Source organism: Hymenobacter algoricola (assembly GCF_039539525.1).
GTDB lineage: Bacteria > Bacteroidota > Bacteroidia > Cytophagales > Hymenobacteraceae > Hymenobacter > Hymenobacter algoricola.
On record NZ_BAABDH010000002.1, the window covers coordinates 1 to 23,835 of the forward strand.

20 protein-coding genes and 1 tRNA gene are annotated in these 23,835 nt (G+C 62.0%); 10 read left to right on the forward strand and 11 right to left on the reverse strand.

Annotated elements, in window-relative coordinates; translation table 11 throughout:
• Positions 1 to 342 precede the first annotated feature (342 nt).
• The 4 genes from ABD842_RS00045 to ABD842_RS00060 form a co-directional block, all read right to left on the reverse strand.
• Positions 343 to 1,614 (reverse strand): adenylosuccinate synthase, encoded by a 1,272-nt coding sequence (locus ABD842_RS00045; RefSeq protein ID WP_345108267.1) that lies wholly within the window; start codon positions 1,612 to 1,614, stop codon positions 343 to 345.
• Entirely contained in the window at positions 1,614 to 1,961 is a 348-nt protein-coding gene (locus ABD842_RS00050) for an STAS domain-containing protein (protein WP_345108270.1), read from the reverse strand. The genes ABD842_RS00045 and ABD842_RS00050 overlap by 1 nt, the downstream gene beginning before the upstream one ends.
• The gene (locus ABD842_RS00055) at positions 1,958 to 2,431 is read right to left on the reverse strand and encodes a Fur family transcriptional regulator (RefSeq protein ID WP_345108272.1); all 474 of its coding nucleotides are present in this window, start codon (positions 2,429 to 2,431) and stop codon (positions 1,958 to 1,960) included. Before ABD842_RS00055 ends, ABD842_RS00050 begins: the two co-directional genes overlap by 4 nt.
• 290 nt (positions 2,432 to 2,721) lie before the next feature.
• A complete protein-coding gene (locus ABD842_RS00060) occupies positions 2,722 to 4,929 on the reverse strand; it encodes a RelA/SpoT family protein (protein WP_345108275.1) in 2,208 nt (735 codons plus the stop codon).
• 408 nt (positions 4,930 to 5,337) lie between these two features.
• Here ABD842_RS00060 and ABD842_RS00065 point away from each other — a divergent pair.
• The 8 genes from ABD842_RS00065 (at position 5,338) to ABD842_RS00100 (ending at position 15,304) form a co-directional block, all read left to right on the forward strand.
• Positions 5,338 to 5,419, forward strand: a tRNA-Leu gene (locus ABD842_RS00065).
• A 111-nt stretch (positions 5,420 to 5,530) separates the two neighbouring features.
• Positions 5,531 to 6,865, forward strand: coding sequence for a trigger factor (gene tig, locus ABD842_RS00070; RefSeq protein ID WP_345108278.1), 1,335 nt, complete (start codon positions 5,531 to 5,533; stop codon positions 6,863 to 6,865).
• A 109-nt stretch (positions 6,866 to 6,974) separates the two neighbouring features.
• Complete coding sequence (locus ABD842_RS00075; protein WP_135499643.1) at positions 6,975 to 7,682, forward strand: ClpP family protease; 708 nt, start codon at positions 6,975 to 6,977, stop codon at positions 7,680 to 7,682.
• A 317-nt stretch (positions 7,683 to 7,999) separates the two neighbouring features.
• Entirely contained in the window at positions 8,000 to 9,229 is a 1,230-nt protein-coding gene (gene clpX / locus ABD842_RS00080) for an ATP-dependent Clp protease ATP-binding subunit ClpX (RefSeq protein WP_345072266.1), read from the forward strand.
• Between the two features lie 141 nt (positions 9,230 to 9,370).
• Entirely contained in the window at positions 9,371 to 10,846 is a 1,476-nt protein-coding gene (locus ABD842_RS00085) for an ArnT family glycosyltransferase (protein WP_345108281.1), read from the forward strand.
• 381 nt (positions 10,847 to 11,227) lie between these two features.
• Entirely contained in the window at positions 11,228 to 13,603 is a 2,376-nt protein-coding gene (locus tag ABD842_RS00090) for a SulP family inorganic anion transporter (RefSeq protein ID WP_345108284.1), read from the forward strand.
• Positions 13,604 to 13,717: 114 nt separating this feature from the next.
• Positions 13,718 to 14,398 (forward strand): response regulator transcription factor, encoded by a 681-nt coding sequence (locus ABD842_RS00095; RefSeq protein WP_345108287.1) that lies wholly within the window; start codon positions 13,718 to 13,720, stop codon positions 14,396 to 14,398.
• Positions 14,399 to 14,401: 3 nt separating this feature from the next.
• Positions 14,402 to 15,304 carry a sensor histidine kinase gene (locus ABD842_RS00100; protein WP_345108290.1) on the forward strand — a complete coding sequence of 301 codons (903 nt, stop codon included), beginning with the start codon at positions 14,402 to 14,404 and terminating at the stop codon, positions 15,302 to 15,304.
• A gap of 96 nt (positions 15,305 to 15,400) precedes the next feature.
• On the opposite strand, the gene lpxB is transcribed toward ABD842_RS00100, so the two are convergent.
• The 4 genes from lpxB to ABD842_RS00120 all read right to left on the reverse strand — a co-directional run bounded on the left by lpxB (position 15,401) and on the right by ABD842_RS00120 (position 19,037).
• Entirely contained in the window at positions 15,401 to 16,510 is a 1,110-nt protein-coding gene (lpxB, locus tag ABD842_RS00105) for a lipid-A-disaccharide synthase (protein ID WP_345108293.1), read from the reverse strand.
• 81 nt (positions 16,511 to 16,591) lie between these two features.
• Positions 16,592 to 17,008, reverse strand: a complete 417-nt coding sequence (locus tag ABD842_RS00110) for a 6-pyruvoyl trahydropterin synthase family protein (protein ID WP_345108296.1) — start codon at positions 17,006 to 17,008, stop codon at positions 16,592 to 16,594.
• Between the two features lie 125 nt (positions 17,009 to 17,133).
• Positions 17,134 to 18,135 (reverse strand): FecCD family ABC transporter permease, encoded by a 1,002-nt coding sequence (locus ABD842_RS00115; RefSeq protein WP_345108299.1) that lies wholly within the window; start codon positions 18,133 to 18,135, stop codon positions 17,134 to 17,136.
• The gene (locus tag ABD842_RS00120) at positions 18,132 to 19,037 is read right to left on the reverse strand and encodes an ABC transporter substrate-binding protein (RefSeq protein ID WP_345108302.1); all 906 of its coding nucleotides are present in this window, start codon (positions 19,035 to 19,037) and stop codon (positions 18,132 to 18,134) included. The genes ABD842_RS00115 and ABD842_RS00120 overlap by 4 nt, the downstream gene beginning before the upstream one ends.
• Positions 19,038 to 19,222: 185 nt before the next feature.
• Between ABD842_RS00120 and rfaD the strand changes: the two genes are divergently transcribed.
• Both rfaD and ABD842_RS00130 read left to right on the forward strand, forming a co-directional pair.
• Entirely contained in the window at positions 19,223 to 20,188 is a 966-nt protein-coding gene (gene rfaD / locus ABD842_RS00125; RefSeq protein ID WP_345108305.1) for an ADP-glyceromanno-heptose 6-epimerase, read from the forward strand.
• Positions 20,189 to 20,392: 204 nt separating this feature from the next.
• Positions 20,393 to 21,784, forward strand: coding sequence for an FAD/NAD(P)-binding protein (locus ABD842_RS00130; protein ID WP_345108308.1), 1,392 nt, complete (start codon positions 20,393 to 20,395; stop codon positions 21,782 to 21,784).
• 165 nt (positions 21,785 to 21,949) lie between these two features.
• On the opposite strand, the gene ABD842_RS00135 is transcribed toward ABD842_RS00130, so the two are convergent.
• The 3 genes from ABD842_RS00135 to ABD842_RS00145 all read right to left on the reverse strand — a co-directional run bounded on the left by ABD842_RS00135 (position 21,950) and on the right by ABD842_RS00145 (position 23,809).
• Positions 21,950 to 22,207, reverse strand: a complete 258-nt coding sequence (locus tag ABD842_RS00135) for a hypothetical protein (RefSeq protein ID WP_345108311.1) — start codon at positions 22,205 to 22,207, stop codon at positions 21,950 to 21,952.
• Between the two features lie 110 nt (positions 22,208 to 22,317).
• On the reverse strand, positions 22,318 to 23,322 hold the full coding sequence (locus tag ABD842_RS00140) for a zinc-binding dehydrogenase (protein WP_345108314.1): 1,005 nt from the start codon (positions 23,320 to 23,322) through the stop codon (positions 22,318 to 22,320).
• 79 nt (positions 23,323 to 23,401) lie between these two features.
• A complete protein-coding gene (locus ABD842_RS00145; protein ID WP_345108317.1) occupies positions 23,402 to 23,809 on the reverse strand; it encodes a thiol-disulfide oxidoreductase DCC family protein in 408 nt (135 codons plus the stop codon).
• Between the last annotated feature and the right edge of the window lie 26 nt (positions 23,810 to 23,835).

Consider the following 23,835-nt stretch of genomic DNA (forward strand, 5'->3'; position numbering starts at 1 on the left):
ACCCAACTCTTTTTTTCAACCCCCTCCCCCGCAGAGGCCGGTCCTGAAATGCAGGCGAAGCAGGAAGTAGCGCCCTGCCGCGGTCCGGTTTGGGAGTGCAAAAGTAGGAGCAAGTTTTGGACTATGCAAGCTTGCCTTCCTTATTTACTTCCCGCCTCTCCTCAGTCAAGCATGTAACGCATTGTACCACCCCTGACAAGCAACTCCTTAGCGTTATTAGCCTACACCAGATGCCTTTCAAGATATTTTACTGTTCTCCGTAGTACTCGTTGCTATCCGTAGCATCAAAAGCAAAAAGCCGGGGCTACTTGTCAGTAGCCCCGGCTTTCAGGCAATGCTGGCTTAGTTCAAATGGATGGTGCTGACCCGGTCCGGGCCGACGCTGACGATGTGAATGGGCACCTGCAGATGCTGTTCTAGAAAGCGCAGGTACGATTTCAACGCTTCCGGCAGGGCATCAGGAGCCGTGATACTTTGCAGATTCGTCTTCCAGCCGGGTAGCGTGGTATACACGGGCTGCATCGTTTGCAGAGCACCGAGGTCGGGAAGCTGGTCGGTTTCCTGGCCTTCCGGGTTGCGGTAGTGCGTGCAGACCCGAATTTCGTCGAACTCGTCGAGCACATCGGCTTTCATCAGGTGCAGCTCCGAGACGCCGTTGAGCATGATGGTATAGCGCAGGGCGGGCAGATCAATCCAGCCGCAGCGGCGGGGGCGACCGGTGGTAGCGCCGAACTCGCGGCCGGCGGTCCGGATCTGCTCCCCCACCTCGTCGTGCAGTTCCGTCGGGAAAGGGCCGCTGCCCACGCGGGTGCAGTAAGCCTTGGTAATACCGAAAACCTTATCAATATGCCGGGGGGCAATGCCAAGACCGGTGCAGGCGCCGGCGACGACGGTGCTGGAGGAGGTGACGAAGGGATACGTGCCGAAATCAATATCCAGCAACGAGCCCTGGGCACCTTCGGCCAGAATCCGCTTCCCCTGCTTAAGCAGGTCGTTTAGCAGATACTCGGTATCGGTGAGGTTGAGGGTGCGCAGATAGTCGATGGCGGAGAAGAAGTCGGCTTCGAATGCCTCGATTTCCAGCTCCTTGTTGTGGAAGGCCGCCAGCGTGGCGTGGCGGGCTACGGCTTCGGCGTACCGCTCCTTGAAATCCGGGAGCAGCACGTCGCCGATGCGCAGGCCGGTGCGGCCGATTTTGTCCTGGTAGGTGGGGCCGATTCCCTTGAGGGTAGAACCAATTTTGCCGCCGCCCCGGGCCTCTTCCAGGATCCGGTCGAGGGCGCGATGCGACGGCAAAATGAGCTGAGCCTTTTTGGAGATGTAAAGGTTTCGGGTACCATCTACCCCCCGGGCCTGGAGCTTTTCCAGCTCCAATCGGAAAACGACGGGGTCGAACACCACCCCATTGCCAACTACATTGATAATGTGCGGGTGAAAAATACCGGACGGAACCTGGTGCAGCACGTGCTTCATTCCGTCGAAGGTGAGGGTGTGGCCGGCATTGGGGCCACCCTGAAAGCGGGCTACTACGTCGTAGGTGGGAGCCAGGACATCGACAATCTTGCCTTTGCCTTCATCGCCCCACTGGAGGCCTACTAGTACGTCTACGGGCATTAGTGCGGGGTTTTAAGTAACTCGGCGGCGGCCGATTCGCTTTCGGCAACCGTGAAAATGGCGTTGAGCTTGGTCAGGGCCAGCATCTTTTTGGGGTGGTCGGCGGGGTTGATGAGCACCAGCTCGCCCCCGCGGCTGCGGAACTTGGTGAGCAGCGACACCAGCACGCCGATGCCGGTGCTGTTGATGTAGCGCACACCCGACAGATCGATGGCGCAGAGCATCACGGACTCGCCGAGGTGCTCGTCGACGGACTGGAGCAGCTGCTGGGTGTCGGGGCTGCCGATCAGGTCGCCGGAAAGAGCAACGTGCAGAATGCCGTTGCTTACAGAGGATTCAGTTTTCATGCGCTGGCTGCGTGCGCGGCGGCTTTGGCGCGACAATCGCCGCAGACGCCGTAGAGGTTTAAAGAGTGGTGCAAGATATGGAAATTCAAAAGCTCCCCGACCATCGTCTGGATGCCGTGAATGCGCGGGTCGCAGAATTCAACGACTTTATGACACTCGGTGCAGATGACGTGGTCGTGCTGGCGGTAGCCGTAGCTCTTCTCGTACTGGGCCAGGTTGCGGCCGAACTGGTGCTTGCTCACCAGACCATGCTCGACCAGCAGATCGAGGGTGTTGTAGACCGTGGCGCGACTGACCTGCAGGCCCTGCTCCTTCATGCCGGCAAACAGTTCTTCCACGTCGAAGTGACCGGTGCGGGAGTATATTTCCTCCAGAATGGCGTAGCGCTCCGAGGTCTTTCGCAGGCCTTTGTTCTCGAGGTAGGCGGTGAAGATTTTCCGGACCTCCTCAAACTTTTCTTTATCTAGCATTTTGTAACCCTCTATATAAGGAGTGGTAAAGGTAAGTAGAAATAGCAGGCATTTCGGCCTGCAGTCGTCAGCTAAGCCGGAAGTGCTACAACTGGGTGAGGGGCGGTTTGTGAGAAAGAGCTGATGAAAACCTACCCGATTCTCATGCCGAGCAAAGCCGAGACATCTCGTTTGGAACCGCTTGGCTTAGTAATTCAACGAAGCGGTAGAAACTCCTCGACTTCGCTCGGAATGACGTTCTAATGGCCTGGCTTTTTGTACCAGCTAGGACTTTTTAAACTCTTTTGAGCTTAACTGTCGAACCGCTCAACCAGCAGCACGCCGCTGACCTTGCTCAGGCGCTGGATGAGCTTGGTGAGGTGGCTGGTGTCGTTGACGTAGACGATGATCTGGCCCTCGAACATCCCGTCGTTGGAGTCGATGGTGATGGAGCGCATGTTTACTTTCAGGCTGGTACTGATGATTTTGGTCACGTCGTTGACGAGGCCTACCCGGTCGGAGCCCTGGATGCGGATGCCGGCCAGGAAAGCCAGCTCCAGCTGGTCGGTCCACTTGGCGCGCACGATGCGGTTGCCGTAGTTCGACATCATGCTGACGGCTTTCGGGCACGATGTGCGGTGAATAACGATGCCCCCGTCGGTTTCGAAGCCGAACACGTCGTCGCCGGGAATCGGGTTGCAGCAGGGCGCGATGGTGTAGTCGAACTTGTCGGTATGCTCGCCGATAACGAGCATGTCGGCCCGCACGCCCCGGATTTTCTGCACTTCCTTGTCGAACGTCTTAGGCTCGAGAATGGAGGGCATCCGCGGCGGGTCGATGGCGGGGTCGAACAGGCTTTCCTTGATTTCGCGCCCGTCGATCTGGCCGATGGCGAGGCGGTAGAAGAAATCCTGGGAGTTGAAGATGTTGAAGTGGGCAAACAGCCGGCTCAGGTTGTCGGGCGTATTGGCTACGCCGAGCAGCTCCAAGCGCTTTTCTACCAAGTAACGACCGTCCTCCGCCTTGTTGCGCTTGTCGTCGCGCAGGTACTCGCGAATCTTGTTGCGGGCCTTGGCGGTACTCACGTACTGCAGCCACTCCTCGGTGGGCTTCTGCTTCTGGGAGGTCAGAATCTCGATCTGGTCCCCGTTGTGCAGCTGGTAGCTCAGGGGCTGGAGCTTCTGGTTGACTTTGGCCCCCAGGCACTGCATGCCGATGTGGGTGTGAATTTCGAAGGCGAAGTCCAGGGCCGTGGACTTTTCGGGCAGGATGATCAGCTTGCCCTTGGGCGTAAAGGCGTAGACTTCCTTCACGAACAGGTTCTGCCGGAACTCGTCCATGAATTCCAGGGCGCTGGAGTTGTTGGTTTCCAGCATCTCGCGCACCTTGGCAATCCAGGCTTCCAGCGTCGATTCGGGCTGGGGCACGCCGGTATCCTTGTACTTCCAGTGGGCGGCGTAGCCTTTCTCGGCAATGTCGTCCATGCGGCGGCTGCGGATCTGCACTTCCACCCACTGCCCCGTACGCGACATGACGGTGGTGTGCAGGCTCTCGTAGCCGTTGGCCTTGGGCGTGCTCACCCAGTCGCGCAGGCGGTCGGGGTTGGGCTGATAAAAGTCGGTGACGATGCTGTAGACCTGCCAGCAGGCGGCTTTCTCCTGCTCCGGCGGCACGTCCAGAATCACGCGGATGGCAAACAGGTCGTACACCTCGTCGAAGGTCACGTTCTGCTTGCGCATCTTCTTTAAGATAGAGTAGATGCTCTTGGGCCGGCCCTTGATTTCGAAGGCAAACCCCTGGGCCTTCAGCTCCTCATCGACGGGGGCCACAAACTCCTTGATGAAGCGGTTGCGGGCCCCGCGGCTCTGGCGGACTTTGTTGGTCAGCTCGTTGAACACCTCCGTGTCGGTGTACTTCAGGTAGAGGTCCTCCAGCTCGCTTTTGATGGCGTAGAGGCCGAGGCGGTGGGCCAGCGGGGCATAGAGGTAAATGGTTTCGGAGGCAATCTTGAGCTGCTTGTGCCGGGGCATCGAGTCCAGGGTCCGCATGTTGTGCAGGCGGTCGGCGAGCTTGATCAGAATCACGCGCACGTCTTCGCTGAGCGTGAGCAGCATCTTGCGGAAGTTCTCGGCCTGCTCACTGGTGCCGTACTCGAATACGCCCGAAATCTTGGTCAGCCCGTCCACGATGCGGGCCACCTTGGTGCCGAACTCCCGCTCCACATCGGCAATTTCCCAGGGCGTGTCTTCCACCACGTCGTGCAGCAGGGCCGCCACGATGCTGGTCGTGCCCAGCCCGATTTCCTCCACCACAATCTGGGCCACGGCCAGCGGGTGCAGAATGTAGGGCTCCCCGGACTTGCGGCGCATTTCCTTGTGGGCCTCCAACGACGTGTTGAAGGCCTTTTTGATCAGCTTGGCGTCGTTGCCGGACAGGTAGGGCTTAGCCGTGCGCAGCAGGCGGCGGTACTGCCGCAGAATCTCGTTGCGCTCAACTTCGGGGTCGATAAGGGTTGCCATGGTGCGGGGCGGTGCCGCAGGGGCACCAAAGACTGAGTGTACGGTACGAAAGTACTACGGCCCGGCCGGGGTTTGGGGGAGGAAAGTCTTTTTTATAACACCGGAACCGGCAAAATAGCGCCAATGGCCGTTTGCAACCGGCGCGTTCTTCGGCTCCCGCCCGGCGCCGCCGGCGGCCCAGCATGTCGTACCCATCCGCAAATAATTCAGAAGCTACGCCCCGGCAGGAGTAGCTTCGATTTATTTTTCTGCAGGCTACTCCTGTTGTGTCGTAGCTTCCCGAAAAAGAACGGGAGGCTACGACAGCAGGGCCCGGCGGCGGGGATGCCCTCAACTCAGTTTGGGCCCGGGTTTGAATTTTCGTATTGCTTGCGTAGCTTTGCGCCCCCGAGGCAGACGGCCTCACCTGCGGATATGGCGAAATTGGTAGACGTGCCAGATTTAGGATCTGGTGCCGCAAGGCGTGTGGGTTCGAGTCCCTCTATCCGCACTTTTTGAATTTTCTTACTGCATAAAGCGCCCTCAACCCATCCGTTGGGGGTTTCTTTTTCCCGGCTCCGGCCGGCTGCTTTCCTCTGTTACCCTTAACCGACGACCCGTTTTGAATATCACCCTCGACAAAAACGACGACCAGCTTAGTGCCATCCTGACAGTCCACCTGACGGAGGCTGACTACGCGGCTACCGTGGAAAACAAGCTGAAAGACTACAGCAAGAAGGCGCAAATCAAAGGGTTCCGGCCGGGTAAAGTGCCCGTGGCACTCGTGCGCAAGATGTATGGCAAAGGCATCCTGGTGGAGGAAATCAACGGTATGCTGGGCAAAGCCGTGGATGGCTACATCAAGGACAACAACATCAAGATCCTCGGGGAGCCCCTGCCCCAGCCTGCCGACAACATCGATTTCGACACCCAGAAGGAGTTTGCCTTCAAGTTTGAGCTGGGCCTGCTGCCCGACTTCGCGCTGCCCGCCGACCAGACCCTGAACGTGGACCGCCACCAGGTCAGCATCGACGAGAGCACGCTGACCGAAACCTACGACCAGATCAACCGCCAGTTTGGCGAAAGCACCAACCCCGAGGTTTCGGAGGCAGGTGACTTCCTCTACGGCAAGCTGAAAAAGGCCGACGACGAGGCTTCCGAGCGGCCCGTGCTGATGCCCATCAGCAAGGTGAAAAGCGGCGCGGAGAAATTCGTGGGCGTGAAGCCGGCCGACGCGGTTACGTTTGATCTGAGCGAAGCCTTCGGGGGCGACGCGGCCGCCATTGCTTCGTTCTCAGGCCTTTCCAAAGAGGAAGCCGGCAGCGTGAGCGGCGACTACACCCTGACGGTGGAGAAAATCAACCGCACCGAGAAGCCCGAGCTGAACCAGGAGCTGTTCGACAAAGTATTCGGCAAGGACATCGTGACCTCGTCGGAAGACTTCGACAGCAAGGTGCGCGAAACCATCCAGGAGAACTACGACCGCGAAGCCGACGGCTTCGTGAACCGTCAGATCATCGACAAGATGGTAGAAGCCACCACCATCCAGATTCCGACCGAGTTCTTCAAGAAGTGGCTGCTGCGCGCCAACGAAGGCAAGCTGACCGCCGAGCAGATCGAGGAGCACTACACCGACTACGAGCGGGAGCTGAAGTGGTCGATGATCCGCAACAAGGTGGTGGAAGAGCAGGGCCTGAAGGTGTCGAACGACGAAATCGTGGACCGCACCATGCAGAAGATCATGGGCCAGTTCAACCTGCCCGAAATCAGCGCCGAGCTGGAGGAGTCCGTGCGCGGCTTCGCCGACAACTTCCTGCGCCAGGAGAACGGCAAAAACTACGTGAGCGAGTATGAAGCCATTCTGGCAGAGAAAGTCATCGAAAACCTGCGCGGCAAAGTTGTTGTTAATGACAACCCGATTTCGGCCGAGGACTTCCGGACTCAGAACGCTGGCTAACGCTTAGCGTTTCGGTTTTCAAACCAACAAAAAAGCCCTTACTTGCCGTGAGGGCTTTTTTGTTGCCCTCCGGTTTCGCTCTCAACTTCTCCCCCACTACTTTTTCATCATGCTGAATAAACAAGAATTCCGCAAGTTCGCCGTCAAAGGCCAGGGCCTCAGTGGTCTGGGCGTGGACCAGTACCTGAACCACGTTGAAGGCCAGGTCCGCTCCGGGATGATGCTGCCCACGGGCATGACCCGCTCCGTGATTGAGGAGCGCCCCACGCGCTTCGCCGAAATCGACGTCTTCTCCCGCCTCATCATGGACCGCATCGTGTTCCTGGGTACGGCCGTCGACGATTATATTGCCAACATCATCACCGCCCAGCTCCTCTTCCTGGAGTCGGCCGATGCCAAGAAGGACATTCTGCTCTACATCAACTCGCCCGGCGGCTCGGTATATGCCGGCCTCGGCATCTACGACACCATGCAGTACGTGGGTCCGGATGTAGCTACCATCTGCACCGGCCTGGCCGCCTCGATGGGCGCCGTGCTGCTGGCTGGCGGGGCCAAGGACAAACGTTCGGCCCTCCCCCACGCCCGCGTCATGATTCACCAACCCTCGGGTGGCGCCCAAGGCCAGTCGTCGGATATCGAAATCACGGCCCGCGAGATTCTCAAGCTCAAGAAGGAGCTCTACGACATCCTGGCCCAGCACACCGGCAAAACCTACCAGGAAATCCACGACAACTCCGACCGTGACTACTGGATGCGCGCCGACGAAGCCAAGGAGTACGGCCTGATTGACGAAGTGCTGGAGAAGAAAGTAGCGTAGGCTGTTTTTCCCCTGCCCACATCAGAACGTCATTCCGAGCGAAGCCGAGGAAACTCGCGTGCTGACGTTGGATTACTACTCAGACGACGCCACGCGAGATGCTTCGACTGCGCGGACGCCGGATCAAGCATGACGTGCTTATGGAATTAAAAAGCCCACCTTCGGATTGCAACCCGGGGGTGGGCTTTCGATTCTTTACGGGTAGAAGCCCCTGTAAACGCAACTTTTTTCCGCGTGCGGGGCGTTGGCCTTTTTGTACCTTTGAGGTAGTTGGACCAAAATCCGGCTTCCCTCCCCTTTTTCTGAGAGTCCTAGCAATGGCAGATATAACGTGCTCCTTCTGCGGTAAGAGCAAAAAAGACGTCACGGTCATGATTTCCGGCATCAATGCCCACATCTGTGAGCGGTGCGTGGGGCAGGCCCAGCAAATCCTGAACGAGGAGAACAAGATTCGCTCGAACTCGAAGACGCCGAAGTTCAACCTCGTGAAGCCGCGCGAGATGAAGGACTACCTCGACCAGTACGTGGTGGGCCAGGACGAAGCCAAGAAGGTGATGTCGGTGGCCGTGTACAACCACTACAAGCGCCTGATGCAGCAGAAGCCCTCGACCAAGGACGACGTGGTGATTGAGAAGTCGAACATCATGATGGTGGGCGAAACCGGCACGGGCAAGACCTTTTTGGCCAAGATGCTGGCCAACATTCTGCAGGTGCCCTTCTGCATCGCCGATGCCACGGTGCTCACCGAGGCCGGCTACGTGGGCGAGGACGTGGAAAGCATCCTGACCCGCCTGCTCCAGGCCGCCGACTACAACGTGGAAGCCGCCGAGCGCGGCATCGTTTACATCGACGAAGTAGATAAGATTGCCCGTAAGAGCGACAACCCCAGCATCACCCGCGACGTGAGCGGCGAAGGCGTGCAGCAGGCCATGCTGAAACTGCTCGAAGGCACCACGGTGAACGTGCCCCCGCACGGCGGCCGCAAGCACCCCGAGCAGAAGATGATTACGGTGAATACCGAGAACATCCTGTTCATCTGCGGCGGCGCCTTCGTGGGCATCGAGCGCATCATCAAGAGCCGGCTGAACACCAAGCCCATGGGCTTCGCCAAGACGCTGCTCGACGACAAGGTGGACACCAACAACTTCCTGCGCTACGTGACGGCCATGGACCTGAAAGCTTTCGGCCTGATTCCGGAGCTCATTGGCCGCCTGCCGGTGCTCACCCACCTCAACCCGCTCGACCACGCCACGCTGCGCAAAATCCTGACCGAGCCAAAAAACTCGATTGTGAAGCAGTACAATCGCCTCTTCGAGATGGAAGGCGTGGAGCTGACCTTCACCGAGGAAGCCCTGGAGTACATCGTGGTGAAAGCCGACGAGTACCGCCTCGGCGCCCGCGGCCTGCGCAGCATCTGCGAGAGCATCATGACCGACGCCATGTTCGACATCCCGTCGGAAGCCGACGTGAAGGAGCTGGTGATTGATCTGGACTATGCCCAGAGCAAGTTCGAGAAGTCGCCGCTGAAGCAGCTGCGGGCAGCGTAAGCAGCGTTCAGCGTTTAATGCCGAAAAGCCGGGGTAGGGAATTCATTTTCCTGCCCCGGCTTTTTGGCATTCGCCGGCATACCACTGCACCGTTTCTGCTTGAGCACTATTTTATTTGAATAAAGTTAAGAGAGCAAGACTGTGCAGTCATTTCTAAAGACACTTCTTACCGCTTACCAAAAGCCCCCTGTTAAAGCCTGTTTGTTGCTTTTCCTAGCAGCAGTGCTGGCATGGCTTTTCCTGCATAGCCTTGGAAAACAACCTTTGCAGTTTTGGGATGAGTCGCGCTTGGCAATTAATGCCCTGAACATTCTTGTCCGCCACGACTGGCTGGTAATGTATTATGGCAGATACCCCGATACCCTAAACACCAAGCCGCCTCTCATGCCTGTTCTACAGGCATTGTGCTACACTGTCTGGGGTGTCTCAGCTTGGTCGCACCGGCTGCCGGCGGCTCTTGCGGCCTCGCTCACCACGGCGTTGCTGCTCGTCTTTTCCTGGAAGGTCTTACGCAAGCCATGGGTCGGCATAAGTGCTGCCATAGTGCTGGCAACCATGCCCGGCTTTAATGGAACTCATGTAGCACGTACCGGAGACTATGACGCCTTACTGGCGTTAATGACGGCTACGTATTGCCTCAGCTGGTATGTCTACACACAGCATTCGAAACGGCATCACTTACTACTGTTCGGTCTTGCCCTAGCAACTGCGCTTTTGATAAAGTGCTCCGCGGCCTTGGTGCCCCTGCCCGGCCTATTATTCTATACCTGCCGATACCACGCCGCCGTACTCCGTTCCAGACGTTTTTGGGCGGTGCTGTCCGGAGCCTTTCTTCCGCTAGCCGCATTTTATATAATCCGGGAGGTAGCCTACCCTGGCTACTTACATTTCACGCTATTTTATGACTGGGCTGGCGCTGCCCTGTTGCCGCTGACTGGACCAACCAAATGGTGGTTTTATTTTCCGGTACTCCGCCAGGGCATTGGAGCTTGGACTATCCTGGCCCTCTTTCTCCTTGCCAGCAGCTTCCGGGCTGGCTTCAAGCCGCCGCAGATATTACTATTCGCTTTGTGGCAAATAGGGACTTTACTCGTGGTAGGATGCATTACCCAAACTCGCATGCCTTGGTATATCGTACACGCCTACCCCATGATAGCGTTAGCTCTTGGTAGCTGGGCCGTAAGCCTGGGCAGCTATTTTCCCAGACGCTGGCTTGTGCTTGCTTTCGCTACCATTAGCTTTTCAGCCGGTATTGATGTTGTTCAGCGGCACCATAAGGCGGCGGTTGCCCCTCTGGCGGCCTTCCAGCAGTATGGCCAAGCGCTGACCCATCTTGACACGGTCGCCTTACTGTCGCGGAGGGTAGTATTCGTGTACGAGCGTTACAATCCTCTGCTTGAGTATTACTGGCTCACGGCACCGCCGCTACGAAGACTACAGCTTGACTTCAGACGGGTCGATAAAGACCCGGAAAGCGTCATCAGGACCCTTGTGGCCGGTCAGCAGGTAGCTGGCTGCCTACCCGAATACCGGCGGCTGATCGAACATCAATTTACTACCACCCCGTTGGCAGCCCTGGATTCGTGCTGGTGTCTACGCCTGAATCATCTGCGGTAGCTTCCAGCACAGTTTCAGTCGGGCGCTTCCGAATGAATCTTGCTTTGTCCGATCTTCTCCCGGAGCTTCGGCCTCCTGCTGCATATCTGTTGTTCTAATGTTCCTCTTATCGTTCTCTAATATCCTTTTAACAAACTTCTAATAACCTTATAATACGGCTTTAATTCCCCCTATTGGCCGGGCCTCTACCTTTGTCGTAGAAACTTCAACCACCTGATTCCGCCGCGGATTCTGTCAGCGGAACCCTCCTGGAAGCCCTGTCCCACCGCGCTGCGGGCGCGGCCGGCCCGTCGGACTGACCCGGGCTGCTCTTTCTGCCTGCTCTCCTGCTTTTCGCGGCTTTCGGGCCGCGCCGGAACCCCCATGCCTTTTCCCAAGTCTATGTCGACTGCCTCCGTCAAACCCCGCAGCAGGGACTTCTCCTACTTCAAAAACGATCTGCAGGGCGGCCTGGTGTCGTTTCTGGTGGCCGTGCCGCTGTGCCTGGGCATTGCCCTGGCTTCGGGGGCGCCGCTGTTTGCGGGTATTATTGCCGGTATCGTGGGCGGCCTCGTGGTGGGCGCGCTGAGCCGGTCGGCGGTGAGCATCTCGGGGCCGGAAGCAGGGCTGATTATGGTGGTGCTGAGCGGGCTGGAAGTCCTGGGCTCCTTCAAGGTGCTGCAGCTCGCCATCTGCGTGGCCGGCCTGCTGCAGCTGCTGCTGGGCCTGGCCCGGGCCGGCGTCATCAGCAACTTCTTTCCTTCGTCGGTCATCAAGGGCATGCTGGCCGCCATCGGCCTGATCCTGATTCTGAAGCAGATTCCGCACGTACTGGGCTACGATGCCGACGCGGTGGAGTCGCTGGCGCTGTTTCCCTGGGACGGCGGCGACATTGGCGCGCTGCTTACCCACGCCATCCGCGAGTTTAACCCCACGGCCCTGGTGATTGCGCTGGCCAGCCTGGCGGTGCTGCTGAGCTGGGAGCGGCCCTTCTTCAAAACCAACGCCGTGCTGGCCAAGATTCCGGCGGCGCTGATAGTTATCGTGCTGGGCGTGGGGCTGAATGCCGTGGCCTACCTGCTCAATCCGGCCTACGCGCTGGCGGGCACCCATCTGGTGCAGCTGCCGGTGCCGCGCAGCGCGGCCGAGTTTGCGGGCCTGTTTACCCTACCCGATTTCTCCCAGCTGCTGAATCCCAAGGTCTACACCACCGCCTTTGCCATTGCCCTGGTAGCCAGCCTGGAAGCTTTGCTGGCCGTAGAAGCCACCGACGAGCTGGACCCGCTCAAGCGCAAGACGCCCACCAACCGGGAGCTGAAGGCCCAGGGCGTCGGCAACCTGGTGAGCGGACTGCTGGGCGGCCTGCCGCTGACGTCGGTGATTGTGCGCAGCTCGGTGAGCATCAACGCCGGCGGGCGCACCAAGCTGGCGGCCCTGCTGCACGGCACCTTTCTGCTGCTGAGCGTGGTGCTGTTTCCGGGCCTGCTGAATATGGTGCCGTGGGCGGCGCTGGCGGCCATTCTGCTCGTTACGGGCTACAAGCTGGCCCGCATCAGCATCTTCCGCCAGCACTTCCAGGCCGGCCTCACCGAGTTTCTGCCCTTCATCGTCACGATTGTAGCCATTCTGCTGACCGACCTGCTTATCGGCATCGGTATCGGCGCGGCGGTGGGGCTGTTCTTTATTCTGCGCGAAACCTACAAGAACGCCCACTTCTTCCACCGCTACTCGGTGCAGGGCCAGGACCACCTGCGCATCAGCCTGGGCGAGCATGTGTCGTTTTTGAACAAGGCCAGCATCATGACCGTGCTCAAGGACATTCCGGCCGACACCACCGTGGAAATCGACGGCACCAACTCCGCCTTCATCGACCGGGACGTGCTCAGCGCCATCGAGAACTTCCGCGAAACGGCCCGGCAGCGCAACATCCAGCTGGTCTTTCTGCGCCAGGGCGACGAGTACGCCCAGAACCTGGCCACCCAGCCCCACATCAGCAACAAGGAAGCTGACTTCGAGGCCTACTACAAGCTGTTTCAGAACAACCGCAACTGGGTGGCCGAAAAGCTGCGCCGCAACCCGCGCTTCTTCGAAGCCGCCGCCCAGCAAACCCCGAAGTTCCTGTTTATCGGCTGCTCCGACAACCACGTGTCGGTGAGTGAGATGACCGGCACGGCCCCCGGTGAGGTGTTTGTGCACCGCAACGTGGCCAACCTGGTGGTCAGCACCGACCTGAACCTGATGTCGGTGCTGCAGTACGCGGTGCAGGAGCTGCAGATTCAGCACATCATCGTGTGCGGGCACTACGGCTGCCGGGGCGTGCAGCAGGCCATGCAGAGCGCCGACGCGGGCGCCGTGAGCAGCTGGCTGGGCAGTGTGCGCGAGGTGATGCACCGCCACCAGCACGAGCTGGGCGCGCTCGAAACCGAGGATGAGCAGTACCGCCGCTTAGTGGAGCTCAACGTCATCGAGCAGGTCTACAACCTGCACCAGACCGTCGCGGTGCAGAACGCCCACGGGCAGGGCGCGGCGCTGCACCTGCACGGCTGGGTGTACGACATCCACGGCGGCATCATCCGCGACCTGGAAGTGGACGTGCGCCGCGACTTTGCCGAGTATGACACCATCTTCCGCTATCAGGTGGCGCCCGACGGCCTGCGCAAGCTGCCCGGCACGCTCTACCAGGCGCCGTCCATCTACTCGCTGAGCACCGAGTCCGGCAGCAGCCCCATCCTGGCCATTCCGCCCTTCGACTCGCACAACCCGCTGGGCGTGCCGTAGGGCCGCCCTGCAAACCCGGTAACGCGTCCCCTGTTGGTCTTCTGAAAACCGCCTGGTAGCTCTGGCTGTTGCATACTGCGCTGCGGCCGCGCCGTCACCCAATCCCCAGCCGTGATGAAAATTCTGATTGTTGAAGATGAGCTCAACGTGGCGGCCTTCCTGAAAGGCGGCCTGGAAGACCATGGACTGGCGGCGGCCGTGGCGCTGGATGCCATATCGGCCCAGCGCCTGCTGGCCGCCCACGAGTACACCGCCGTGATTCTCGACGTGAACCTGCCGGAAATGAGCGGGCTGGAGCTGTGCCGCTACATCCGCCAGCGCCACCCGCAGCTGCCGGTGCTCATACTCACGGGCATGAGCTCCACCGACGACAAGCTGCAGGGCTTCGACGCCGGCGCCGACGACTACCTGGTCAAGCCCTTCGAGTTCAACGAGCTGCTGGCCCGCCTGCGCGCCCTGCACCGGCGCTACGCCGTGCTGCCCGAAGAACAGGTGCTGAAAGTGGCCGACCTGGAGCTGCACGGCCCCAGCCGGCTGGTGAAGCGCGGCAACCAGCGCATCGACCTGACGGTACGGGAGCTGGCCCTGCTGGAGTACTTCATGCACAACCAGGGCCGCGCCCTCACCCGTCAGGAAATCGTGGGGGAGGTCTGGGACCTGTCCTTCAACACGGGCACCAACGTGGTGGATGTGTACGTGAACTACCTGCGCAAAAAGATCGACAAAGACTTTTCGCCCAAGCTGATTCACACCCTGAACGGTATAGGCTACATTCTCGAAGAGCGTCCCGCCTAACGCATGCTTTTCTACCTGCTCCTGGGCTTTCTGGCGGGCGCGGCGCTGCTGGGCGGCGCGGGCTGGGGGCAGCGCCGCCGTACCCGCCGCGCCCTGGCTTCGCTCACCGCGCAGGTCCACAGCCTGACCCGGCCCGCCGGCGCCCGGCGCCTGACCAGCCCCCCGGCTGCCGACACCTTCCTGCTTACCCGTGGCCTCAACGAGCTGCTTGAGCGGCAGCAGGCCGCGGCCGATGAGCAGCAGCATCTCGTAGCCCTGGCCGCGCACCAGCTGCGCACCCCGCTTACCAGCATCACCGCCCAGATTGAGGTAACGCTGATCCGGCCCCGCAGCGTGGAGCGGCACGAGGAAACCTGGCGCTCCGTACTCCAGGATATTACCAGCTTCAACCACTTGGCCGACGACCTGCTGCTGCTGGCCCAGCTCAGCGCCGGCCGCCTCACCACCCTGCGCCCCGTAGCCCCCGACGAAGTGCTGTACCGCGCGGGCGCGAAGCTCAAAGCCCGCCGCCCCGGCTACGAAATCGAGCTCGACTTCGACCCGCTGCTGGCCGAACTGCCCGGTCCCCTCACCATTTTCGGCGACGCGGACCTGCTGGAGCACGCCTTTCGGCATCTGCTCGACAACGGCTGCAGGTTCTCACCCGGTCAGCGCGTGCAGGTCAGGCTGAGCCTGGACGAGAAAAACGCGGTACTGCAGTTTCAGGACCGCGGCCCCGGCATTGCTGCCCATGAGCTACCCTACGTTTTCGAGCCTTTCTTCATCGGCGAAAATGGCCGCCAGCTGCCCGGGCACGGCCTGGGCCTCCCGCTGGCCCAACGGGTGGTGCAGCTGCACCGGGGCAGCATTGCTATAGCAGCGGAGCCTGCTGGAACGGTGGTGACGGTACGGCTACCATTGAAGTAGGTAGATAGCCTTGTAGAGCAATAGTCGCCCGAGTGGCCGCGGCGGGCAGAATACAACCTGCTTTTCAACCCGCTTCCAACGTGGATAGCAGTGGTACTACTTCCGTAGGTACCCCACCATCAGCTCGGCCGCTTTCTGCGCGGCCTTGTTGCGGCCCAACTTTTCCTGCAGCTCGGCGTAGCCGGCTTTCTGCTCGGCAATGAAGGCCTCGTCGGCGGTGATCTTCTTCAGCTCCGTCACCAGGTTGCGGGAGTTGAACTCGCCCTGGATCAGCTCCTTCACGATTTCCTTGCCGGCAATCAGGTTGACCAGCGAAATGTAAGGCACCTTGATAACGGCCTTGCCGATGGCGTACGACACGGCGCTGGTACGGTAGCACACCACCTGCGGCACGCTGAACAGGGCCGTTTCCAGCGTGGCCGTGCCGCTCGTCACCAGGGCCGCCTGGGCGTGGCCGAGCAGGTCGTAGGTCTGGTCGAAGAGGATGCGCACGTTGTTGCGCTCGAAGTTGGCGTAGTAGCTCCGGTCGAGGTTCGTTACGCCGGCCACCACGAACTGGTAGTCGAGGAAGGGCGGCAGGATGGCCAGCATCTCGTAGAGCATCTCCTCGATTTCCTGCTTGCGCGAGCCCGGCAGCACGGCAATAATGGGCTTCTGCGGGTCCAGGTTGTTGCGCTGGTAGAAATCCGTCGTCACCGGGTGGTCGGCAATGGCGTCCACGGTGGGGTTGCCGATGTAGTCTACTTCGTAGCCGAAGCGCTGATAGAACTCCTTCTCGAAGGGCAGAATCACGAACATCTTGTCGACCAGCGCCTTCACCTGATGGACGCGACCCTGATTCCAGGCCCAGATTTTGGGCGAGATGTAGTAGAACACCTTGAGGCCGGCGGCTTTGGCGAACTTGGCCACCCGCAGGTTGAACCCCGCGTAATCCACCAGAATCACCACGTCGGGCTGGTAGGCCTGAATATCGCGCTGGCACTCCTTGAGGTAGCCCCGAAACTTGAGCACGCTGGTAGCCGCCTCCCAGAAGCCCATGATGGCCATTTCCTGGTAGTGGTGCACGAGCGTACCGCCTTCGGCCTGCATCATGTCGCCGCCCCAGCCCCGAAATTCGGCTTCGGAATCCTGCTGGCGCAGCTCGCGCATGAGGTGCGAGGCGTGAAAGTCGCCGGAACGCTCACCGGCTATCAGGTAATACTTCATGTAGTTAATTCTGAATTCTGAATTATGAATTATGGCTTGTGCTGAACCAGTAATGCAGGACAATTCACAAGTCAGAATTGGTTATTCCCCGTAGTATTCCACGAAGTTGCGGGGTGTTTCGTAGAGTTTGAGGCAGTGCAGCCGGGCCCCGGAAATCTTCGGAATCTCGCGGGCCAGGATCTGCCAGAAAGCCACCACCAGGTTTTCGGTGCTGGCCAGCTGATCCTTCAGGAACGGCACATCAAGGTTGAGGTTCTTGTGGTCGACCTGGTCCACGACGTGCTCCCGAATGAGCACGCTCAGGGCCTTGAGGTCGATGACGAAGCCGGTTTCCGGGTCGGGCTGGCCCTTCACGGTAACAATCAGGTCGTAGTTGTGGCCGTGCCAGTTGGTATTGGCGCAGGGGCCGAATACTTCCTGATTGCGCTCCTGGCTCCAGGCCGGGTTGTGCAGCTTGTGAGCGGCGTTGAAGTGCTCCTGCCGGCTGACGTATATCATTGGTTTGTGGGATCTTGGGGTCTTTGGGGGGGGGGTTGGTTTCCGGGTCTTTGAAGCTTATCGTTCCGGATGACGGTTGCGGCAATTGCGGCAACCGTCATCCAAGATCCTAAGACCCCAAGCCCCTAAGACCCTTTCCGCCGCAGCAAATATACGAAGAACGGTACGCCAAACAGGGCCGTAATCAGCCCGACGGGCAAACCGGCCGGCGGGTAGAGCAGGCGGGCCAGCAGGTCGCAGCCGAGCAGGAAGTCGGCCCCGAGCAGGGCGCAGAACAGCAGGTTGGCCTTGCCCGTGACGCCCAGCAGCCAGCGCGTGAGGTGGGGAATCATGAGCCCTACGAAGCCCACCGGCCCGCACAGCGCCACGATGCAGCCCGTGAGGGCCGCGGCCGTAGTCACCAGCAGCCAGCGCGTGCGCGCCACCGGCACGCCCAGGGCCTGGGCCCGCTCCTCGCCCAGCAGCAGGATGTTGAGGTCCTTTTGCAGAAACCCCAGCAGCGCCAAAGCCAAAGCCAGCGCCAGGGCCGGGTAGGCCAGCACGTCCCAGCCGGCGCGCTCGAAGCTGCCCATGGCCCAGAACAGCACCGTGCGCAGCTTGCCCTCGGAGGCAGATAAAAATGTGAGCAGCCCCCCGATGGCCGTGGTGAGCGAGCTGAGCGCCACCCCGGCCAGCAGCAGCTGGGCCGGCATGATCTTGCCCCGCTGCGTGCCCAGCGCCACCACCACGAGCGTGGTGCCCAGCGCCCCGGCCAGCGCGGCCAGCGGCGGCAGGTACAGGCCGTACAGCATCACGTCGGGCAGCAGCGCGAAGCACAGGATAGCGCCCAGCGAAGCGCCCGAAGCGGTGCCGAGCAGGTAGGGGTCGGCCAGGGCGTTGTTGACCATGGCCTGCATCAGGTAGCCGCTTACGGCCAGTCCGGCGCCCGCCAGCAGCGCCAGCAGGATGCGCGGCAGCCGCAGCTGCACGAGCACCAGCTGGGCCGGGTCGGTAGGGTCGTAGTGCAGCAGGGTGCGGCCGATAAAGGCGTAATCCAGCGCGAAGCTGCCGACCCGCAGGCCCACGACCACCAGGGCCAACAGCAGCAGCAGCGCGGCCAGCAGCCAGGGGGCGGGGTGGCGCGTCATGGGCGCAGCAGCCGTTGCAGCTCCCGCACCGACTGCGCCACCCGCGGGCCGGGCCGTTCCATCAAATCCCCGGTGATGGCGAAGACGCGGCGCGTCTGGTAGGCCCGGATGCGCTTCAGCTCAGGATACTTGCGGAAGAAGGTGCTGTCCAGCTTTCCGAAGCTGCCGCCGATGAGCACGTCGGGGTTCAGCTGCAGGATATACTCGCGGGTAAGGGCCGGGTAAGGCTGGGGGAACTTCTCAACCACGGCGTTCTGCCCGCCGGCCAGGCTGATTTTGTCGGTAAACAGCGTGTTCTGGCCATACACGTAGATCGGGTCCTGCCAGGTGATGGCCAGCACCCGGGGCCGGGGGCCGACGGGCGGCGCCGCCCGGAGCTGCTGCAGCTCCGCGGCCAGCGAATCGGTCAGGCGCCGGGCCTGGGGCACCCGACCCAGGATGCGGCCCAGGTCGCGCAGGCCGCGCAGCACGTCGGTGGCCTTATCGTACTTCTGATAATAAACCGGAATACCCAGCTTTTCGAGGCGGGCGGCATCATCGAGGGAGGTGATGCCGTCGGTGGTAAACACCACGTCGGGGTGCAGGCGCACCAGGCCTTCCAGATCGAGCGGGTAGCTGTTGACGACCGGCTTGCGCAGCACGGCCCGGGGAAAGTCGCAGACCTGGGTGCGGCCGACGATGGTAGCCGTGTCGGCTACGGCGTACAGCATTTCGGTCATGGAGGCAGCCAGGGCCAGGATGCGGCGCGGGTGGGCGGGCACGGTGAGGTGGCGGCCGAGGTCATCGGTGAGCTGCTGGGCGGCGGCGGCGGCAGTCTGCTTGCCGGGGTTGTCCGGCTGGCAGGCACCGAGCAGCAGCCCGAGCAGAAGCGGCTGCGACAGCCGGAGCACGATACGAATCATGCGCCAAAGGTAGCGCGTGGCGCAGGTAGCGACGCATACCTGCGCCTGAATCGTTGCGGAGCTTGTCAGTCACCGGCTCCCCGGGTCCGTATCGTTCAGTGGCGCGACGCCACCACGCGCCGCGCCCCCCTGCTTCTGCTTCCAACCCGGCCGTTTTCCCTACTTTTGGCCAAAATCTCCGCCCTATGATAGTTATCACCGGAGCGGCCGGCTTTATTGCCAGCTGCCTTGTTACCCGCCTGAACGCCGCCAATTTCAACGATATCGTGGTGGTCGATAATTTTGCCGTGGAGCGCAAGCTCGCCAACCTGAAGGGCAAGCGCCTGCGCGAATACGTGGACCGCACCGAGTTCTTCGACTGGCTCGACAAGCACCACGAGCAGGTCGAGTTCATCTTCCACCTCGGCGCCCGCACCGACACCGCCGAGCAGGACAAGGCCGTGTTCGACCTGCTCAACCTGGAATACTCACAGAAAATGTGGCGGGCCTGCTGCCAGTATCAGCTGCCGCTGGTGTACGCCTCCTCCGCCGCCACCTACGGCTCGGGCACGCTGGGCTACTCCGACGAGGACGCGCTGCTGCCCCTGCTGCGGCCGCTGAACCCCTACGGCGACTCCAAGAACGACTTCGACAACTGGGCCGTGCAGCAGCCCGAAAAGCCGTTTTTCTGGGCGGGCCTGAAGTTTTTCAACGTGTACGGTCCCAATGAGTACCACAAGGGCCGCATGGCCTCGGTGATATTCCACGCCTTCGAGCAGATCCGGCAGACCGGCTCCATGACGCTGTTCCGCTCCCACAACCCCGACTTTGCCGACGGCGAGCAGCAGCGCGACTTCGTATATGTGAAGGACGTGGTGGAAGTGTGCTTCTTCCTGATGCAGAACCGCCGGAGCTCGGGCATCTACAACCTGGGCACCGGGGAGGCCCGCACGTTTATGGACCTGACCCTGAACACGTTCCAGGCTCTGGAGCGCGCCGCCGACATCCACTTCCGCGACACGCCCGAGGACATCCGCGACACGTACCAGTATTACACCCAGGCCGATATGAGCAAGCTGCGCAGCATCGGCTACGACCGGCCCTTCACCCGCCTCGAAGACGGCATCGACGACTACGTACGCCATTATCTGGTGCCCGGCGCGTATCTGTAAGCCGGCGGCAATGCCATAATTTTAGTACGGCCATCAACGAGCTGACCGCACGGTTTTCTAGCCAAATGACCTTATTTGCAGCCCGCCCCGCTTCAACCCGGGGCGGGCTGCCGCGTTTGGCTCCCGCCGATGCCCGGCTCCCGCGGGTGGGCGGCCGGTCGGCTTCCCCTAGTTATCCTTTCCTTCTCACCAATTCGGTCCCGGGTGCAACGACGCGTAATCACCATTCTGGGCGGGGGCTTTTCGGGGTCGATGCTGCTGGTGCAGCTGGCGCACCTGGCCGGCGGCCCCTACGCCTGCGACGTGCACCTGGTGGAGCCCCGGCGGGCCCCCGGGCCGGGCCTGGCCTACTCGGCCCGGCGCCCGGAGTATCTGCTGAACGTGCGCACCCCGTTTCTGAGCGCCTTTCCCGACCAGCCCAACCATTTCACGCAGTGGCTGCACACGATTGACGCGCCGCCCTGCGAGGAGCAGTTCTGCTCCCGCCAGCTCTACGGCCGCTACCTGCACGCGCTGGTGGCCGCCGTGCTGGCCGCGCCGGCCGCGAATGGGCTGCGGTTTTTCTGGCACCACGACTCTGCCGTCCGCTGCACTGTGGCCGCCGATGGGCAGTCGGCTACGGTGCAGCTGGCGGGCGGAGCAGCGCTGCCGAGCCAGCAGGTGGTGCTGGCGCTGGGCAACTTTCCGCCCCTGCCGCCCACGGGTCCCGACCACGCCTACCTCACCCACCCTACCTACCACGGCAACCCCTGGGCCAAAGGCGCGCTGCGCAACATTGCGCCCGCCGATTCGGTGCTGCTCATCGGCTCGGGCCTGACGGCGGTGGACGTACTGCTGGGGCTCGATGCCGACGGCCACACCGGCCCGGTAACGGTAGTGTCGCGCAATGGCCGCTGGCCCGCCGAGCACGGGCCGGCCGGCCTCTCCTACCCCAGCTTCTACGCCGAGGAGCTGGCCGGCCTTACTACCGTGGGAGCCGTGCTGGCCGCCGTGCGCCGCCGCATCCGGCAGACCACCGGGCAGGGAATCGACTGGCGGCCCGTGCTGGACTCCCTGCGGCCGGATCTGGGCCGGATCTGGGCCGCCTGGCCGCGGGCGGAGCAGGCGCGGTTTCTGCGGCACCTGGCCTCCATCTGGTCGGTGCAGCGCCACCGCAGCCCGCCGCAGAATCAGGCGGCCGTGCTGGGGCTGCTGGCCGCGGGCATCGTGCGGATGCAGCTGGGCCGGGTACGGCAGATAGTGCCCCGGGGCGAAGACCTGGCCGTGCAGGTGCAGAAGCACGGCCAGCCGCAGTGGCTCACGACCCGCCACGTCATCACCTGCACCGGCCCGCTGCTCGACTACAGCCGCATCACGGACCCACTGGTGGTGAGTTTGCGCGACGCCGGGCAGCTGGTGCCCGACGCGCTGCAGCTGGGTATTCAGACCGATGCCCACGGCGCCCTGCTCGACGCGCAGGGGCGGGCTTCGGCAGTGCTCTTTACGCTGGGTCCGAGCCGGCGCCCCGCCTACTTTGAGTCGACGGCCGTGCCGGAGCTGCGGCAGCAGGCGGTGGCACTGGCCCAGTGGCTGGGGCAGACTTTATCCGGCCATTAGAAGCCCCGGCGCCACGCTGGCTGCCGCCGGCCCCAGCGGCGCTTGCCTTCCGGGCGGGCTAAAATCGGCGAAGCCCCCTACTGCGGCGCAATGGAGGGCTTCGAAAGTTAAATAGGTAAGGCGGGCTAAGCTCAGAATGGCCCCGGCCCTGCCAGCAACACGGCCCTACGCGGCCTGCTCCAGGCCATACATGGGCACCACGGAAGCCTCCGGGGCCGACACAGCCAACTGGGGCAATCCGGCCAGATCATCGGCGTGGCGGCGCAGGGCGCGCATGAGCAGGTACTTGTACTTTTCCGCATCGGCCAGGGCCGCTTCAATGGCCTGCACGGCCTCGGCATAGGCCACTACCGGCTGCAGGTCGCGGCGCGGGCGGCGGGCTTCAAAAACACGATTCTCCAGGTATTCAGCGGCGTTTTTCATAGTCTTCCATCAGCGTTGAGCCTTCCTACTGCAGGCTGGTCTAGTAACGCAAAAGCCGGCTTCAGCATTCCCTGAAGCCGGCTTTCACACTAGAATAGTTACCGGAAAATCTACTCCGAAACGCGCAGCACGATCTTGCCGAACTGCTGCCCGCCGTCCATGCGGCGCATGGCTTTTTCTCCCTCAGCCAGCGCGAATACCTGGTCGACTACGGGCACCAGCCGGTGCTCGGCCACGAACCGGATCAGGGCGGCAAAATCTTCGTCGGTGCCCATGGTGGAGCCCAGGATGGAGAGCTGCTTCCAGAAGATCTTGGCCGGCGGCAACGAGGCCATGGCCCCCAGCGTGCCGCCGTAGAACACGATGCGGCCGCCCGGGGCCGCCGCGTCGAGCAGGGCGCCGAAGCCCGGGCCGGCGGCGCTGTCCACGATGACGTCGAAGCCCCCGCCGGCCCGCTTGACGAGGTCGGCCGCCCAGTTTTCGTCGTTGTAGTTGGCCCCGCCTTGGGCTCCCAGGGCCGTGGCACGCTCAATCTTTTGGGCGGAGCCGGACGTGACCCACACTTCCGCGCCCGCGGCTACGGCCAGCTGCATGGCCAGAATGGCCACGCCACCGCCCACCCCACTGATGAGCACCCGCTCGCCGGCCCGCAGCCCGGCGCGGGTAAACGTGGCGCGGTAGGCCGTGACGCCCCCCAGGGGCAGCGCGGCGGCCTGCTCAAAGCTCAGGTGCGCGGGCAGGGCATACACGTTAGCCGCCGGCACGCTCACGTATTCGGCAAACGTGCCTTGATTAGGCAAACCCATAATGGTGAAGCTTTTACCCTGCGCCTGCGGGTTATCGCCCCAGTTCTGCCCGGGGTTGATCAGCACGGCCTGGCCCAGCAGCTGCGCGTCGGTGCCCGCGCCCACGGCCGACACCACCCCGGCCCCGTCGGAGCCCAGGATGGTGGGGAATTTCAGGCCCGCGTACTGCCCCTTCTGAATCCAGACGTCGCGGTGGTTGAGGGCGGCGGCACGCAGCTGCACCAGCACTTCGCCGGGGCCGGGCGTGGGGGTAGGTACTTCGGTCAGGGTCAGGGGCTGGTCGATGCCAGTAAGCTGGAGAGCGTGCATGAGTGGGGAGTTGGGATAAGCTAGAAAGGGGCTGGCCGGCGCCGGAAGCGGCGAATACCGGCCGCAGGGAAGCCGGAGACTACAGAAACCGCTGCTGCAGCTCGGGCGTGGGCAAGGTACAGGCATCCTGGCGGCCAAACCACTGGTAGCGGTGCCGGGCCACGAAACGGTACAGCGCGTCGCGGAAGGCGCGGGGCAGCAGCCGGCCCGCGTACAGCAGCCGCCAGGCTCCCCCGAGGCCGCGGGCAATGCGCAGCACCGCCGTGGAGTGCGTGTACACCTGCCCGCCTTCTACCAGCAGCACCGTTTCGGGGCCGGTGGCGGGCAGCGTGATGCCGTGGGCCGCCAGCAGCGCCTGCCCGCTGGCCGACTGCAGCGAGGCGAAGCGAAACCGGCCGGCCGCGTCGTGGCGGATGACGAACTGCACGAAGCCGTTGCAGAGGTTGCAGACGCCGTCGAAGAGGATGGTGGCGGGCGGAGAAATCATGAGCAGCAGAAAAACCGGGGTGGACT

Bases quoted from the DNA above. Each gene is read 5' to 3' on its own strand.
- ABD842_RS00120 (WP_345108302.1), bottom strand. From the start codon at position 19,037: ATGATTCGTATCGTGCTCCGGCTGTCGCAGCCGCTTCTGCTCGGGCTG.
- clpX (WP_345072266.1), top strand. From the start codon at position 8,000: ATGGCAGATATAACGTGCTCCTTCTGCGGTAAGAGCAAAAAAGACGTC.
- ABD842_RS00145 (WP_345108317.1), bottom strand. From the start codon at position 23,809: ATGATTTCTCCGCCCGCCACCATCCTCTTCGACGGCGTCTGCAACCTC.
- ABD842_RS00135 (WP_345108311.1), bottom strand. From the start codon at position 22,207: ATGAAAAACGCCGCTGAATACCTGGAGAATCGTGTTTTTGAAGCCCGC.
- rfaD (WP_345108305.1), top strand. From the start codon at position 19,223: ATGATAGTTATCACCGGAGCGGCCGGCTTTATTGCCAGCTGCCTTGTT.
- ABD842_RS00110 (WP_345108296.1), bottom strand. From the start codon at position 17,008: ATGATATACGTCAGCCGGCAGGAGCACTTCAACGCCGCTCACAAGCTG.
- ABD842_RS00095 (WP_345108287.1), top strand. From the start codon at position 13,718: ATGAAAATTCTGATTGTTGAAGATGAGCTCAACGTGGCGGCCTTCCTG.
- ABD842_RS00140 (WP_345108314.1), bottom strand. From the start codon at position 23,322: ATGCACGCTCTCCAGCTTACTGGCATCGACCAGCCCCTGACCCTGACC.
- ABD842_RS00055 (WP_345108272.1), bottom strand. From the start codon at position 2,431: ATGCTAGATAAAGAAAAGTTTGAGGAGGTCCGGAAAATCTTCACCGCC.
- ABD842_RS00100 (WP_345108290.1), top strand. From the start codon at position 14,402: ATGCTTTTCTACCTGCTCCTGGGCTTTCTGGCGGGCGCGGCGCTGCTG.
- ABD842_RS00045 (WP_345108267.1), bottom strand. From the start codon at position 1,614: ATGCCCGTAGACGTACTAGTAGGCCTCCAGTGGGGCGATGAAGGCAAA.
- ABD842_RS00050 (WP_345108270.1), bottom strand. From the start codon at position 1,961: ATGAAAACTGAATCCTCTGTAAGCAACGGCATTCTGCACGTTGCTCTT.
- ABD842_RS00075 (WP_135499643.1), top strand. From the start codon at position 6,975: ATGCTGAATAAACAAGAATTCCGCAAGTTCGCCGTCAAAGGCCAGGGC.
- ABD842_RS00060 (WP_345108275.1), bottom strand. From the start codon at position 4,929: ATGGCAACCCTTATCGACCCCGAAGTTGAGCGCAACGAGATTCTGCGG.
- ABD842_RS00090 (WP_345108284.1), top strand. From the start codon at position 11,228: ATGTCGACTGCCTCCGTCAAACCCCGCAGCAGGGACTTCTCCTACTTC.
- ABD842_RS00115 (WP_345108299.1), bottom strand. From the start codon at position 18,135: ATGACGCGCCACCCCGCCCCCTGGCTGCTGGCCGCGCTGCTGCTGCTG.
- lpxB (WP_345108293.1), bottom strand. From the start codon at position 16,510: ATGAAGTATTACCTGATAGCCGGTGAGCGTTCCGGCGACTTTCACGCC.